This is a genomic window from Nocardioides sp. Z38_18 (assembly GCF_058215695.1).
The window spans coordinates 1,031,420-1,046,419 of the sequence record NZ_JBZAJE010000002.1 but is presented as its reverse complement, the minus strand read 5'-3'; the positions used below and the strand labels follow the sequence as shown (position 1 = coordinate 1,046,419).

At 70.4% G+C, this 15,000-nt stretch carries 15 protein-coding genes; 8 read left to right on the top strand and 7 right to left on the bottom strand.

Annotated elements, in window-relative coordinates; translation table 11 throughout:
* Positions 1-16: 16 nt before the first annotated feature.
* From AC4BGC_RS16185 to AC4BGC_RS16175, 3 genes are all read right to left on the bottom strand, one after another.
* A complete protein-coding gene (locus AC4BGC_RS16185; protein ID WP_490556619.1) occupies positions 17-1,393 on the bottom strand; it encodes an aldehyde dehydrogenase family protein in 1,377 nt (458 codons plus the stop codon).
* Positions 1,394-1,397: 4 nt separating this feature from the next.
* Positions 1,398-2,759 (bottom strand): glutamine synthetase family protein, encoded by a 1,362-nt coding sequence (locus tag AC4BGC_RS16180; RefSeq protein ID WP_490556618.1) that lies wholly within the window; start codon positions 2,757-2,759, stop codon positions 1,398-1,400.
* A 70-nt stretch (positions 2,760-2,829) separates the two neighbouring features.
* On the bottom strand, positions 2,830-3,567 hold the full coding sequence (locus tag AC4BGC_RS16175) for a FadR/GntR family transcriptional regulator (RefSeq protein ID WP_490547415.1): 738 nt from the start codon (positions 3,565-3,567) through the stop codon (positions 2,830-2,832).
* Between the two features lie 222 nt (positions 3,568-3,789).
* On the opposite strand from AC4BGC_RS16175, the gene AC4BGC_RS16170 reads away from it, so the two are divergent.
* The 8 genes from AC4BGC_RS16170 (at position 3,790) to AC4BGC_RS16135 (ending at position 10,613) form a co-directional block, all read left to right on the top strand.
* Positions 3,790-4,683: an ABC transporter substrate-binding protein gene (locus AC4BGC_RS16170; RefSeq protein WP_490547416.1), complete on the top strand. Its 894-nt coding sequence runs from the start codon at positions 3,790-3,792 to the stop codon at positions 4,681-4,683.
* A gap of 58 nt (positions 4,684-4,741) precedes the next feature.
* A complete protein-coding gene (locus AC4BGC_RS16165; protein ID WP_490556617.1) occupies positions 4,742-5,677 on the top strand; it encodes an amino acid ABC transporter permease in 936 nt (311 codons plus the stop codon).
* A 44-nt stretch (positions 5,678-5,721) separates the two neighbouring features.
* Positions 5,722-6,537 (top strand): amino acid ABC transporter ATP-binding protein, encoded by an 816-nt coding sequence (locus AC4BGC_RS16160; RefSeq protein WP_490548441.1) that lies wholly within the window; start codon positions 5,722-5,724, stop codon positions 6,535-6,537.
* A gap of 114 nt (positions 6,538-6,651) precedes the next feature.
* Positions 6,652-6,879: a hypothetical protein gene (locus AC4BGC_RS16155; protein WP_490547418.1), complete on the top strand. Its 228-nt coding sequence runs from the start codon at positions 6,652-6,654 to the stop codon at positions 6,877-6,879.
* Positions 6,880-8,019, top strand: a complete 1,140-nt coding sequence (locus tag AC4BGC_RS16150; protein WP_490556616.1) for a cupin domain-containing protein — start codon at positions 6,880-6,882, stop codon at positions 8,017-8,019.
* 32 nt (positions 8,020-8,051) lie between these two features.
* Entirely contained in the window at positions 8,052-8,927 is an 876-nt protein-coding gene (locus tag AC4BGC_RS16145; protein WP_490556615.1) for a ferredoxin family protein, read from the top strand.
* A gap of 47 nt (positions 8,928-8,974) precedes the next feature.
* Complete coding sequence (locus tag AC4BGC_RS16140; RefSeq protein ID WP_490556614.1) at positions 8,975-10,345, top strand: cytochrome P450; 1,371 nt, start codon at positions 8,975-8,977, stop codon at positions 10,343-10,345.
* 46 nt (positions 10,346-10,391) lie between these two features.
* Positions 10,392-10,613: an SCO4848 family membrane protein gene (locus AC4BGC_RS16135; protein WP_490547422.1), complete on the top strand. Its 222-nt coding sequence runs from the start codon at positions 10,392-10,394 to the stop codon at positions 10,611-10,613.
* A 53-nt stretch (positions 10,614-10,666) separates the two neighbouring features.
* On the opposite strand, the gene AC4BGC_RS16130 is transcribed toward AC4BGC_RS16135, so the two are convergent.
* From AC4BGC_RS16130 to AC4BGC_RS16115, 4 genes are all read right to left on the bottom strand, one after another.
* Positions 10,667-11,818 carry a sulfotransferase family protein gene (locus AC4BGC_RS16130; RefSeq protein ID WP_490556613.1) on the bottom strand — a complete coding sequence of 384 codons (1,152 nt, stop codon included), beginning with the start codon at positions 11,816-11,818 and terminating at the stop codon, positions 10,667-10,669.
* A gap of 66 nt (positions 11,819-11,884) precedes the next feature.
* On the bottom strand, positions 11,885-12,691 hold the full coding sequence (locus tag AC4BGC_RS16125) for an SDR family oxidoreductase (RefSeq protein ID WP_490556612.1): 807 nt from the start codon (positions 12,689-12,691) through the stop codon (positions 11,885-11,887).
* A gap of 232 nt (positions 12,692-12,923) precedes the next feature.
* The gene (locus AC4BGC_RS16120) at positions 12,924-14,105 is read right to left on the bottom strand and encodes a hypothetical protein (RefSeq protein ID WP_490556611.1); all 1,182 of its coding nucleotides are present in this window, start codon (positions 14,103-14,105) and stop codon (positions 12,924-12,926) included.
* The gene (locus tag AC4BGC_RS16115; RefSeq protein ID WP_490547426.1) at positions 14,102-14,980 is read right to left on the bottom strand and encodes a TIGR03619 family F420-dependent LLM class oxidoreductase; all 879 of its coding nucleotides are present in this window, start codon (positions 14,978-14,980) and stop codon (positions 14,102-14,104) included. Before AC4BGC_RS16115 ends, AC4BGC_RS16120 begins: the two co-directional genes overlap by 4 nt.
* Between the last annotated feature and the right edge of the window lie 20 nt (positions 14,981-15,000).

Sequence of the window (15,000 nt, the reverse complement as noted above, 5' to 3'; positions counted from 1 at the left end):
CGACGGACGCCCGGCCCTAGTGGGCGATGAAGACGTTCTTCTCCTCGGTGAACGCGTTCGGGGCGTCCGGCCCCAGTTCGCGCCCGAGACCGGACTGCTTGTAGCCGCCGAACGGCGTCCAGTAGCGCACCGCCGAGTGGCTGTTCACGCTCAGGTTGCCCGACTCCACGCCGCGTGCGACCCGCAGCGCCCGGCCGAGGTCGTTGGTGTAGATCGACCCGGACAGGCCGTACTCCGTGTCGTTGGCGAGCCCGACCGCCTCGTCCTCGTCATCGAAGGCCATCACCGCGACGACGGGGCCGAAGACCTCCTCGCGCCACACCGGCTCCTGCGTCGAGGTGGACTCCACGACCGTCGGCGCCAGCCAGAACCCGTCGCCCTCGGGGCGGGACCCGGTGAAGGCGACGTCGGCCGCGTCGATGTAGCGCTGCACCGAGTCACGCTGCGCGGCCGAGACCATCGGGCCCATCTCACTCTGCTCGTCGGCGGGGTCGGTCACGCGCAGCCGCTTGACCGACTCCTCGAGCCGGCCGACGAACTCGTCGTACGCCGAACGCTGCACAAGGATCCGCGAGCGGGCGCAGCAGTCCTGGCCGGCGTTGTCGAACACGGCGTACGGCGCACTCGCGGCCGCCGCGGCGATGTCGGTGTCGGCGAAGATGATGTTCGCGCTCTTGCCGCCGAGCTCGAGGGTCACCCGCTTCACCTGCTCGGCGCACCCGGCCATGATCTGCTTGCCCACCGAGGTGGAGCCGGTGAAGCACACCTTGCGCACGTCGGGGTGGGTGACGAACCGCTGGCCCACGACCGACCCCTTGCCGGGGATCACAGTGAGCACGCCCTCGGGCAGGCCCGCCTCGATCGCGAGCTCGCCGATCCGGATCGCGGTCAGCGGGGTGATCTCCGCAGGCTTGAGCACCACGGTGTTGCCCGCCGCGAGGGCGGGAGCGAAGCCCCACGCCGCGATCGGCATCGGGAAGTTCCACGGCACGATGATCCCGACGACCCCCAGCGGCTCGTGGAAGGTCAGGTCGACCCCGCCGGGGACGGGGATCTGCCGGCCGAACATCCGCTCGGGGGCGGCGGAGTAGTAGTTCAGGCAGTCGCGGACGTTGCCCGCCTCCCAGCGGGCGTTGCCGATGGTGTGCCCGGAGTTGCCGACCTCGATCTGCGCGAGCTCCTCGAGGTGCAGGTCCACGACGGCGGCGAACGCGCGCAGCAGCCGGGCCCGTTCGCCGGGGGCGAGGTCGCGCCAGGGTCCGAAGGCCTCCTGGGCACGCGCGATGGCGGCGTCGGCCTCCTCGACGCTGGCCGAGCCGACCTCGGCGATCTGCTGGGTGGTGACGGGGCTGATCACCGGGCTGGTGGCAGTGACGAACGGTGAGGTGGTCACCTGCTCACATCCTCTCGAAGGTCCGGCCGAGCTCCCAGTCGGTGACGGCGGCATCGAAGGCCGCGAGCTCGACATCAGCCATGTTGACGTAGTGGTCCACGACCTCCTCACCCAGGGTTTGCCGGGCGATCTTCGACGTGGCGAAGGCCTCCCGGGCGGCACGGAGGGTGTGCGGCACGTGCGGCTTGTCCGAGGCGTAGGCGTTGCCGACGAGCTCGTCCTCCAGCGTGAGCTCGTTCTCGATCCCGTACAGCCCGCCCGCCAGCATCGCCGCCAGCGCGAGGTAGGGGTTCACGTCGCCGCCCGGGAGCCGGTTCTCCATCCGCGCGGAGGGTCCGTGGCCCACCAGGCGCACGGCGCAGGTGCGGTTGTCGGTGCCCCAGGCCACCGCGGTGGGGGCGAACGAGGCGGAGGCGAACCGCTTGTAGGAGTTGATGTTCGGTGCGTACAGCAGGGTGAAGTCGGCCATCGTCGCGAGCACGCCGGCCACGAACTGGTCGTAGAGCGGCGAGCGCTCCTTGCCCTCCGCGAACACCACCTCGCCGTCTGCCCCGCGCAGGGAGAGGTGGATGTGGCAGGAGTTGCCCTCGCGCTCGTCGTACTTGGCCATGAACGTCAGCGACTTGCCGTGCTGGGAGGCGATCTCCTTGGCGGCGGTCTTGTAGACGGCGTGGTTGTCGGCGGTGACCAGTGCCTCGGCGAACAGGAAGCCGATCTCGTGCTGGCCCAGGTTGCACTCACCCTTCGCGCCCTCGACGTCCATGCCGGCGGCGTACATGTGGTTGCGGATGTCGCGCAGCAGCGGCTCCACCCGGGAGGTGCCGATCAGCGAGTAGTCGACGTTGTACTGGTTGACCGGGGTCAGACCGCGCCACCCGCGGTTGTGGGCGTCCTCGAAGGTGTTCTCGAAGGCGATGAACTCCAGCTCGGTCCCGGCCAGGGCCACCATGTCCATCGCGGCGACCTTCTCCAGCTGGGCCTTGAGGATCGTCCGCGGCGACTGCGGCACCGGGGCGTCGTCGAGCCAGACGAGGTCGCACTGCACCAGGGCCGTGGCGGGCAGGTGCGGGAGCCGGCGCAGGGTGTCCCAGTCCGGGACGAACTCCATGTCGCCGTAGCCCTTCTCCCACGAGGAGATGGTGTAGCCGTCCACCGTGTTCATGTCGATGTCCACGGCGAGCAGGTAGTTGCAGCCCTCGGTGCGGCCCTCGAGGGCGACGTCGAGGAAGTAGCGGCCGTGGAGCCGCTTGCCCTGGAGCCTGCCCTGCATGTCGGTGAAGGCGAGTACGACGGTGTCGATCTCGTCGGACTCGATCAGGGTGCGCAGGCGGTCCAGGGTGAGGTAGCGGTCGTTGGGTGTGCTCATCGGTGTTCTCCCGTGGGTGGCGTTCGGAGCGGGTCGCTGGTCTGGTCTCGGACAGGGGCGAGCTGGTCGGTCAGGTGAGCAAGCCCCTCAGCAGGGCGGCGGTGTCGTCGCAGTGCTCCGCCATCGCGCGCCGGGCCAGGTGGCCCCGTCCGGTGAGGATGGCGGTGACGATCCGGGCGTGCTGCGCGTCGGAGTGGGCGATGTTCGCCTCGAGCACCGGGATCGCGCTGAGCATCTCGTGCAGGCTCGACTGCACGGCGGTGACGGCCTCGACGACGCGGGGCGAGCCACTCAGCGCGGCCACGGTCAGGTGGAAGCGTGAGTCGGCCTGCCGGTGCATCGCCGGGCCGTTCGCCTGGGCGACCGACGCGTGCGCGGCCTCCAGCCGCTGGCGCCGTGCGGCGTCGAGGGGCTGGCGGGCTGCCAGCGCGGCGGCGCCGGGCTCGACGATGCGGCGGAAGTCGAGCGCGTCCACCCAGTCCGCGCGGGTCGCCCCGGACCGGCGCGACGCGGCGCGCGCCGAGGGCGTGGCGGGACGCATCGTCACCACGGTCCCGCCACCGCGGCCGCGGGTGGTCTCGACGAGTCCTGCCTGGCGCAGCGCGGCCATGGCCTCGCGCAGCGTGGCGCGGGAGACCACGAGACGTTGCGCCAGCTCGCGCTCGGGCGGCAGGGTGGAGCCGCGCGGGTAGACACCGAGGCGGATCAGGGTGGCCAGCTGCTCCACACAGGCCTCGAAGGCGTGGTGCCCGCGCACCGGCCGCATCACCTCAGCAGGCAGGGCGGCGTCGTGCGACGTGGTCAACACCCGGCCCAGTCTCGGAGCCGGGCCCACGGGTGTCAATGGTCTGGACTCAAACCTTTGTGTCCTCGGTCTCTGGACGGGGCTTCTGCTCGGGTCTAGGTTTTCTGCCACGGGCGTCGGGCACTGGATCGGGCGGTGGCAAGATGCCGTACCCGGCTGGAACCTCCGGCCACCACCAGCACATGACGATCTCGGGCTCCACAAGGGGCTTGTGGAAGGACTCAAATGCGACGCTCAAGGCTCATCATCTCGGCTCTGACGGTCGGCCTGCTGACCGTGGCCGGCTGCGGATCCGACTCCCTGGACTCCGGGGACAAGAAGGGCGGCGACGTCAAGACGAGCGTCGACGAGAAGGCAGCGGCGCTGGTCCCGGCGGAGATCAAGGACAAGGGCACGCTGACGGTCGGCACCGACGCCAGCTACGCACCCAACGAGTTCCTCAGCGGCGACGGCAAGACCATCGAGGGCTTCGACATCGACCTGTTCACCGCGGTCGCCAAGAAGCTCGACCTGAAGGTCGAGTTCACCAACGCCAAGTTCGACTCGATCATCACCGGCGTCCAGGGCGGCAAGTACGGCGTCGGCGTCTCCAGCTTCACCATCAACCCCGACCGGCTGAAGCAGGTGAACATGGTCAGCTACTTCAGCGCCGGCACCCAGTGGGCCTCGGCCCCCGGCAACCCGAAGAACGTCGACGTCGAGAAGCCCTGCGGGGCGACCGTCGCGGTCCAGCAGGGCACCGTGCAGCAGGAGGAGGACCTGCCGCCGAAGCAGAAGGAGTGCACGGCCGCGGGCAAGCCGATCAAGGTGCTGACCTACGAGGGGCAGGACGAGGTGACCGCCAACGTCGTCTCGGGCAAGGCGGACGCGATGCTCGCCGACTCCCCGATCGTCGCCTACGCGGTCGAGCAGTCCAAGGACAAGCTCGAGGCCCTCGGCGAGATCTACGACGCGGCCCCCTACGGCTACGTCATCCCCAAGGACCAGACCGAGCTCGCCGAGGCCGTCCTGGCGGCCCTGAAGTCGCTGGAGGCCGATGGGGACTACAAGAAGGCGCTCGAGGCCTGGGGCGTGCAGTCCGGGGCCATCACCGACTTCGCCGTGAACCCCACTCCCTGAGATGACCATGACGATGCCACCCACGTCTGCCCCGGAGAGTGCAGACGACCGTCCCGGGATGATCGACGCGGTTCCGGTGCGTCACCCGGGGCGGTGGGTGGTGATCGTCGTCATCGCCGTGCTGGTGGCGATGTTCGTGCACCTCCTGGTCACGAACCCGGCCTTCAACTGGCCGTTCGTGCTCGAGGCGATGGTGCAGTCCCCGGTGCTCCGCGGGCTGGTGATGGGCACCCTGCTCGGTACGGCGGGCGCGATGCTCATCGGTGTCACGCTCGGCATCACCGTGGCCGTGATGCGGCTCTCCGACAACCCGGTGCTCTCCACCGTGGCGTGGGTGTTCACCTGGTTCTTCCGGGCGGTGCCCCGCCTCGTGCTGCTCACGATCATGGGAGCCCTCGGGCTGCTGTTCCCCGAGGCCGCCGGCGGCCTCGGCATCGGGGTGCCGTTCGGCGAGCAGATCATGGACCTGCTCGGTCTCGACGGCAACCTGCGGTTCTTCAGCCTCGACGCCAACCAGATCTTCACCGGGATCCTCGGTGGCATCATCGGTCTCGGGCTCTCCGAGGCGGCGTACATGGCCGAGATCGCGCGGGCCGGCATCCTCTCGGTCGACCCCGGCCAGCGTGAGGCCGCCTGTGCCCTGGGGATGAGCAGCGGCAAGGCGATGCGTCGCGTCGTCCTCCCGCAGGCGATGCGGGTGATCGTCCCTCCGACGGGCAACGAGACCATCGCGATGGTCAAGGACACCTCGCTGCTGATCGCGATCCCGGTCAGCAACGAGCTGTTCTTCCAGCTGCGCTCGATCGGGTCCCGGACCTACGAGGTCTTCCCGGTGCTGGTCGCGGCGGTGCTGTGGTACCTGATCGTGTGCAGCGTGCTGATGGTGATCCAGTCACGGCTCGAGGCCCGGTTCGGGCGCGGCTTCGGCACACCGGGGCAGCCCGACTCCAGCTGGCGGGCGAAGATGCTCTCGATGATCGGCGGCAGCAAGTGAACGCGTCCCCCTCCCCGGCTTCCTCCGGCCAGGGCTCCTCGGCGATGCCCCTGGTGCGTGCGCTGAACGTGCACAAGTCCTTCTACGGCAACGAGGTGCTCAAGGGCATCGACGTCGACGTGGCGGCCGGCGAGGTGGTGTGCCTGCTGGGTCCCTCCGGGTCGGGCAAGACGACGTTCCTGCGCTGCATCAACCAGCTCGAGACCATCCAGGGCGGGCGGATCTGGGTCGACGGCGAGCTCGCCGGCTACGAGGACCGGGGCGGCAAGCTGCACCGGCTCAGCGACAAGCGGATCGCGGCCCAGCGGCGCGAGATCGGGATGGTCTTCCAGCGGTTCAACCTGTTCCCGCACATGACCGCCCTGGAGAACATCATGGAGGCCCCTATCCAGGTGGCCGGGGTGAAGAAGGCCGCCGCCGAGAAGCGTGGCCGTGAGCTCCTGGACCGCGTCGGGCTCGTCGAGCGTTGCGACAGCTACCCCTCCCAGCTCTCCGGTGGCCAGCAGCAGCGGGTGGCGATCGCCCGCGCCCTGGCGATGGACCCCAAGCTGATGCTGTTCGACGAGCCGACCTCCGCGCTCGACCCCGAGCTGGTCGGCGAGGTGCTCTCGGTGATGCGTGAGCTCGCCGACGGCGGCATGACCATGATCGTGGTGACCCACGAGATGGGCTTCGCGCGCGAGGTGGCCGACCGGGTCGTGTTCATGGACAGCGGGGTGGTGGTCGAGCAGGGTCCCCCCGACGACGTGATCAACCACCCGCAGCACGAGCGCACCCAGAGCTTCCTGTCCCGCATCCGCGAGGAGCACGAGGACCACGCCGCCGCGCTCCTCCAACGGGCGGAGTCCGAGAAGCTCTGAGCCGTCGCCTCTGGGGCCGCGACCTTTGGTGGCGCGATGCGGTTCAGAACGTGCAGGATCGGGCACGACTACGTACGGCGCGACGTGTGCCGAACACTCACAAGGAGGCAGCAGATGACGACGACTCCAGACCAGCCGCTCGGCGACGACGAGATGGACACCACCGCAGGAGGCGCGGAGGCCGTGCCCTCGGGCGACGCGGACGGCACCGACGGCGACTCGACCGACAGCACCGACGGTGACTCGACCGACGCGGACGGCACCGACGGCGACTCGACCGACGCGGATGGCACCGACGGCGACTCCAGCGACGCGGACGGCACCGACGGCACCGACGGCTGAGTGAACGCCCTCACGCTGCTGAGCGGGGACGCCCAGGACTTCGTCGAGAAGATCTGGGCGTCCCACGTCCACGTCCACAAGGCCGACCCGGCGGAGCTCGTCGGCCTGCTGTCCTTCGACGACGTCGACCACCTGCTGACCGCGACCGCGATCCGCACCCCCGCGGTGCGCCTCGCCCAGGACGGGTCGGTGCTGCCGGCGTCGAGCTACACCCGCAGCGGAGCCACCCTCGCCGGGCAGGCCCTGAGCGGGCTGGTGGACGCACGCAAGGTGATCGACCTGTTCGAGGGCGGCGCGACCGTCGTACTCCAGGGACTGCATCGGTACTGGCCGCCGCTGACCCGGCTGGTCGCCGAGCTCGAGCTGGCCCTGGGGCACCCGTGCCAGGCCAACGCCTACCTGACCCCGCCGGGCTCCCAGGGGTTCGCGGTGCACAGCGACAGCCACGACGTCTTCGTCTTCCAGACCCACGGCTCCAAGCTGTGGGAGGTCCACCCCGCCCCCGGTGAGGTCGACCGGGACGCGCGCGAGGTCCTGCTGGAGCCCGGCCTGAGCATGTACCTGCCGACCGGTACGCCGCACGCCGCCCGGGCCCGCGACACCGTCTCCCTGCACGTCACGATCGGCATCAACCAGCTCACCTGGCGCACCCTGCTCGACCGGGCCGTCCAGCAGGCGCTGACCAGCGTCGAGGCTGACGCCCACCTGCCCGCGGGCTACCTCGAGCGTCCCGAGGAGCTCGCCGAGGGCCTGGCGCAGCGGCTGCAGGACCTCGGGTCCGCGCTTGCGGCGACGGACCCGGCCGCGGTGGCAGCAGCCCAGACCCAGTCGTTCCTGGGGAGCCGGGGCGGCAACCTGCGTGGCGGGCTGGTCGACCGGATGCAGCTGGACGGCATCGCCGGCGACACCGAGCTGCGCCGCCGTCCCGGCAAGCCCTGTGTGCTGCAGCCCGAGGGCGACCGGCTGAACCTCCTGCTGGGCGACCGCCGGCTCAGCGTGCCGGCCCGGCTCCTCGACGCGGTCGAGCGGGCGCGCACCCTGGAGGTGTTCACCCCGGCGGACCTGGGCCTGGACCCCCAGTCCGCTCTCGTCCTCACCCGCCGGCTCGTCCGCGAGGGTCTGCTCGAGGTCCTCCGCTGACCAGGCCGGACATCGGTGACTTCCGCTGCGCCGTGTCGGCCGAGCAGCGGCAGGACGACCTGGCAGGCACGGCGACGCACCTGCGCGCCTTCCTGCTGGTGGAGAACCAGGGCCCGTGGGGCGCCAGCGCTCCCCGCGACAGCCGGCTGCCCGACGCGGTCAAGGCCCATCTGCGCACGCACGGCAGCATCCGCGTGCTGCTGGCACGGCGCCACCACCGGGCCCACCGCGAGGCGGACTTCCGGATGTTCCTCGCCTTCCCGGCGCAGGGCCGCCTGTTCACCACGACCTTCCTCGATCCCGAGGAGCTGCTCGCGGTCGACCTCGACGCCATCGCCCGGGGTGAGCCACCGGCGGGCTGGTCGCCGGCAGAGGGGCCCCTGTTCGGCGTGTGCACGCACGGCCGGCACGACCCGTGCTGCGCCGAGCGGGGCCGTCCGGTGGCGGCCGCGCTGACCGCGTCCCACCCGGAGCAGACCTGGGAGATCTCGCACGTGGGTGGCGACCGGTTCGCGGCCAACATGGTGGTGCTCCCCGAGGGCCTCTACTACGGCCGGGTGGAGCCCTGGGCCGCCAGCGATCTCGCGGGCCTCCACGAGCAGGGGCGGCTGGACATCTCCCGGCTGCGCGGGCGCTCGTCGTACCCGATGGCGGTGCAGTACGCCGAGATCGCGCTGCGCCGCCACCTCGAGGACGACCGGCTCGACTCGCTGAGGCTCGTGCGCCGCAACGGCCCGACCGCGGTGTTCCGCCGCGAGGGCGTGGACTGGTCGGTGACCCTGCGGCAGGGGACCCGGGGCGAGGCGCAGCTGACCTGCGGGCTGGAGCGGCTCAGCCCGTTGCCGGTCTTCGAGGTGACCGACCTGCGCCGAGTGCCCACCGCGCCCACGCCGGAGTCCGGGACCTGATTGCACCGCGCTCCGCGGGGCATGCTCCGCGTATGTCGACTGCCGAGGTGACCGAGCGCCGTTTCGCCAAGATGCGTCCCGCGCCCTCCGACGCGGGGCCGCTGGACGCCCGCGACCTGCCGCCGGGGCCGCGGATGCACGTCCTGCTCCAGAGCATCGGCGTGCTTCGGTTCCGGCACCGCTTCATCCCCGCGCTGCAGCGCCGCTACGGCGACGTGTTCACGATCCGGATCATGCCCGAGGGCCGCCACATCGTGTTCTTCAACCGTCCCGAGCACGTCCGGGAGATCTTCGCCGGCGACCCCGAGGTCTTCCACGCGGGCAAGGGCAACGCGATCCTCGGGCCCGTGATGGGCGAGCACTCGCTGCTCCTGGTCGACTCCACCCAGCACAAGCGGGCCCGCCGGCTGCTGATGCCGGCCTTCAACGCCCGGGCGTTGAAGGGCTACGAGTCGCTGGTCACCCGGCTGACCCGCGAGGAGGTCGACCGCTGGCAGGCAGGGGAGCCGTTCGAGTCCCTGGCCCGGATGAACGCACTCACCCTCGAGGTCATCCTCCAGGTCGTCTTCGGGGTCACCGACGAGGACCGGCTCGCCGAGCTGCGTCCGCTGGTCAACAAGACGGTGGACATCCCGCCGCTGGTGTTCCTCGGGTGGGGGTACCCGCGGCTGCAGAAGTACGGTCCCTGGCGGCGCACCATCGAGAACCAGGTCGAGCTCGACCGGGTGATCTTCGCCGAGATCGACGAGCGCCGCCGGGCTCCCGACCTCGCCGAGCGCACCGACGTGCTCTCCCAGTTGCTGCTCGTGGAGGACGAGTCCGGGGGCGGGCTGAGCGACGAGGAGCTGCGCGACCAGCTGGTCACCCTGCTGCTCGCGGGTCACGAGACCACGGCGACCGCGCTCGCCTGGGCGCTGCACGAGCTGGGCAGCAACCCCGCCGAGGAGGCCAGGGCACGCGAGGCCGCCATCTACGGGGACACCGACCACCTCGAGGCGGTCCTCAAGGAGTCCATGCGGCTGCACCCGGTGATCCCGATGGTGGTGCGGCACCTGACCGAGCCTGCGACGGTCGGTGGGATCGACCTGCCCCGCGGGGCCAACGTCGCGGCCTCGATCATCCTGGCCCACGAGTCGGAGAGCAGCCACCCCGACCACACCCGCTTCCGCCCGGAGCGGTTCACCGAGGGCGAGGTGGCCATCAACACCTGGATCCCGTTCGGCGGCGGCGTACGGCGCTGCATCGGGGCGGGGTTCTCGCTGATGGAGGGCGTCGCCGTACTCCGCGAGGTCCTGCGCGCCTACGACGTGGCCGTCCCGCCCGGCTCCACCGAGACCCCCAAGGTGCGCAACATCACCAGCGTCCCGCGCCACGGCGCCCGGATCGTGGTGACCCGGCGCGAGCAGGCACCCGCCTGACCGGCCCCGGCCCGGCGCACTGGGCGCGGGCGCATACGCTTCCGGGGTGAAGCTGGAACGCAAGCACGCCCTGGTCCTGCTGGCCGTCGCCGTCTGGAACGTGCTCACCTACGCACAGTTCACCAAGGCGCTCGTGCAGACCGAGGAGGACCGCCCGGTGGGCTACTTCGTCGCGCACTCGGTGCTGATCGTGGTCAACATCGCCATCGCCGGCGTACTCGGCTCCTGGGGCCTCCGCGCCCTTCGTGCCTCCCGCCGGGCCGGATAGTCCGAGACCTTTCCGTCGTGAAAACGGCCGTTCGGCAACGGAATCGTCTCGGACTATCCGGAATGCTCGGCGAACGCCGCGCGGACCTCGTCCTCGGTGAGCCCGTAGTCGGCCAGGTCGTAGCGGTGCGACGGACGTCTGCCGCCCTGGCGTGACTCGGCGTCGAGGCGGGTGACGGCCTCATCGACGCCCGCGGTCCACTCCAGGCCGAAGGAGTCGTAGATGGCTCGCGTGGTCGCCACCGGGTCCTTGACGAACTCGGCGTAGTCGAGGTCGATGAACTGGTCCGCGGGGTGGTTGGCCCGTTCGCGCTCGAAGCGGGCCACGGCCTTGCTGAGCATGTCGAGCTGGGTCCGCCCGATCGTCTCGCCGACGAACGTGGTCGACCAGCCCTTCGTCGCCTCCGCGGAGAGCGAGCACGCGGAGGCGATCGCGACGACGGGGTCGCGCTTCGGCTGCACGATCAGCGCGTCGGGGTAGACCGCCATGATCGCGTCGATGCCGACGAGGTGCGAGGGGTTCTTCAGCACCCAGCGCTTCTCCGGGTCGTTGAGCCCGATCAGTTGCAGGTTGGCCTTGTGCCGCTGGTAGGCGTCGGTCCAGTCCTGCTTCTCCAGCCAGGCGGAGTACGACGGGACGTGGGCCAGCGACTCGAACCCGATCGACTTCCCGGACTGGCGCAGGATCCGCCAGCACTCCTCGACGCTGCTCGCGTCCATGAAGTGGATCCCCATGAACTCCGGGTTCTCCACGTGGTGCTCGGAGAACGCCGCGTTCAGGGCCGCGTAGATCTGGTTCTCCGGCCACGTCTCGCGCGGGGGTCGCGGCTGGGGGACCTCGGTCAGCCACAGCTCGAGCCCCTGGTGGGCGGGGTCGGCGTTCAGCAACCGGTGCAGGGCGGTCGTACCGGTGCGGGGCAGGCCGCAGACGAAGATCGGACGCTCGATCGGCACCTCGGCGTACGACGGGTGCTCCTTGAAGCCGTGCTCGGAGAGCAGCCGCCCGACCAGCGCGCTCTTGATGAACGTGCGCTGCATGTAGTTGCCCTCGGGGGTCAGCCCCCCGTGCTCGCCCAGGTCCTCGCACAGCAGGCGCAGGCCCTCCTCGTGCTCGGTGCCGCCGAAGTCCTCGAGTCCCGTGGTGCGTACGGCGGCCGCGGCGATGTCATCGAAGGAGCCGAGGTCTTCGCGTGTGCGCGCCGTCATGATCGCTCACCGCCGGTCGAGGGACAGGGGCGAGCAGCAGCGGACGGTGATCGAGCCCAGTCGAGATCAGTAGCCATGGAACTCACCGCAGCTCACGTCGAGGGTGACCCCGCTGACCGCCGAGGCCAGGTCGGAGGCGAGGAAGAGGGTGGCCCTCGCGACCTCCTCCGGCGTCGCGAGCCGCTTGAGGTCGGTCCGGTCGGCGATCTCGCGGTAGATGTCGTCGTGGGTGAGGCCGCGCTCCTCGGCCATCCAGTCGAAGTACGCCTTGTTCACGTCCTCGTAGATCCAGCTCGGCGCCACCGTGTTCACCCGGATCCCGCGCAGGCCGAGCTCGGTGGCCAGCGCGGAGGCGATGTGCACCAGGGTGCCCTTGCTGACCTTGTAGCCGCCGAACTCCAGCTGCGACTGCCGCAGCACCGCCGAGTTGACCATGATCACCGAGCCGCCGGTCTTGTCCGGGGACTCCGCGAGCGCGTCGGCGAAGAGCGTGGAGAGCCGCAGCGGCGCGAACGCGTTGGTCTCCAGCGAGTCCCGGAGGGCGTCGTGCTTGATCGTGCTCAGCGGCTCCATCGGCGGGATCGCGAACGCGTTGTTGATCAGGCAGTCGACGCGCCCGTACTCCGCCAGGGCGGCGTCGACCAGTCGCCGGCACGCGTCCTCGTCGTTGATGTCAGTGGGTACGACGAGCGCCCGGCGGCCGTGGGAGCGGACCACCTCGGCCATCTTCTCCAGCCGCTTCTGCGTCCGGGAGACGAGGACGAGGTCGGCACCCATCCGGGCCGCCTCCTCGCCCAGCGAGCGCCCGAGGCCGGGCCCGACTCCGGAGAGCACGACCACCTTGTCCTGGAGCAGCTGGGGGGATCCGGTCACGGGGTCCTCATCCTCTTCTCGGTGAGCGGGCAGTTGCGTCTCGTCGTACGACGGTGAGCGGGCAGTTGTGTCCCGTCGTACGACGGTGAGCGGGCAGTTGTGCTCGCCGGGCTGGGACACAACTGCCCGGTCGAGACATCTGGACGAGACGGGAGTGCCCGGTCGGCGCGTTTCCGCGGGACACAAGTGCCCGCTCGGCGGGCTACGGCGGGACGTTCGTGCCCGGTCGGCGTCACGAGATCATCCGGCGGGCGATGCCCACCTGGCGGTCGGAGATCCGGGTCCGGTAGTCGTCGGCGGAGATCTGGTTGGCGTGGAAGTGGGGCAACCGGTCGGGCAGTGACTCGAACGGCACCACCTCGACCTCGGGGCCGTCGGCGGCCGTGAGCTCGCGGGAGACCCGCTGCCAGCGCAGCATCATCACGCCCTGGGGGTGGCCGGTGGTCTCCAGCCAGTTGGCCAGGCCCGGGTCGCGCTCGCTGATCACGTAGCGGAACTTCCCGTCCGGGTCGGCGTGCGACTGGGCCTTGCTCAGCGAGGTCTGGTGGTGCTCGTAGTCGGTGGAGACGTACCACCGCGACCCGATCTGGATCGCCTGGTAGGCGCACTCGGAGACCGGCACCGTGACGATCATCGCCTCGTCGGGCTCGAGCGAGTAGTGCCCGATCGAGGAGTACTGCGAGGCCAGTCCGCCGGGCGTCGACCTCGGCACGGTGAGCGTGTTCACCGGCTCCTTGTAGGTGAACCACTCCGGGAACGCGAACCAGGTGTTGATCCGACCGATCAGCATCTTGGCGGCCACGCCGTACCGCTTGGCGACGCGCTCGGGGGTCAGCGGTCCCCGCGGCGTCCCCGCCGTGTCGAGCCGCTGGATCCGCAGGGTGCCGCGGTCCTCGGCGTTCCAGTCGTCGTAGACCTCGCGCACGATCAGCGTGGATCCCTTGGTGAGCCCCAGCTCGGGGCCGAAGCGCCACTCGAAGGAGCCGTCCTCGGCGATCTCGAGGTCACGGTCGTCGAACGCGGCGACGCTGTCGGGCGCGCCGTCGGCGGAGTAGGTCCCGGACATCAGCTGGAAGGACAGGTCTGCGGTGGTGCCGCGCACGCCGGAGACGACGTACGACGCACCGGGCGCCAGGTAGGCGTTGAAGTAGATCGCGTCGGGGTTGTCGAGGCCCTGGCGGGCGTACTGGTGCGTCGGGTTGATCAGCACCGGGTGCTCGAGGTCGTAGTCGAAGGCCATCTGCAGCGAGGACCGGATGCTGCCGGCGAGGTAGTCGTAGCCCTCGGCGAGGTCCTGCTCGGAGACCGGGAACGGCGGGTTCGCGATCAGCTGCTCCGCCTCGCGGACCGCCTCCGCGAACGCGGCCGTGACGCCGCCCCCACCGCCGGTCGAGCCTGTCGAGACCTCGCTCACAGGCTCACCTTGCTGATGATCGAGTGGGCGTACTTCTCCAGGTTGTCGATCTTGGTCTGCAGCGGCTCGGTGTCGGGACCCTTGATGTAGGGCACCCGGAACCCGACGATGCAGTCGGTGACGCCCTTGTCCTGGAGCCGCTTGATGCCGTCGAGGTCGTAGGCGTCATAGGAGATGACGTGCACCTCGAAGTCGTCGCGGGTGTCGCCCTCGGCCTTGCGGATCTCTGCGAGCCGAGCGAGCAGCCGGTCGAGCTCCTCGCCGTCACCGCCGGCGTGCATCCACCCGTCGCCCTTGAGCACGGCGCGCCGCAGCGCTGCGTCCGCGTGGCCGCCCACCAGCAGCGGGATCCGCTCGGTGGGCGCAGGCGTCTGCTTCATCTCCTGGAGGGTGAAGAACTCCCCGTCGTAGCCGAAGAACTCCCCGCTGGTCAGGCCGCGCAGGATGTCCATGCACTCGTCCATCCGCTTGCCGCGCCGCTCCCACGGCACCCCCATCGCCACGAAGTCCTCCGGCCACGGCGAGAGCCCCACGCCGAGGCCGAGGCGGTTCCCGCTCAGGCACGCGATCGAGCTGATCTGCTTGGCCACCAGCACCGGCGGCCGCACCGGCAGCTTGAGCACGAACGGCGTGAACCGCAGCGTGCTGGTCACCGCGGCGAGGTGGGTCACCAGCACCATCGTCTCGATGAACTCCTTGTCCTCGAGGAACTCCCGGTCGCCGGTGTCGGTGTAGGGGTACGTCGAGTCGGACTCCCGGGGGTAGATCAGGGAGTCGGCGACGGTCATCGAGGTGTAGCCGGCCGCCTCCGCCGCCTGGGCGAGCGGGGCGTAGTACTCCACGTGGGTCATCGCCTCGGCGTAGGTGAACCTCATGATCGGGACCTTTCGGTTAT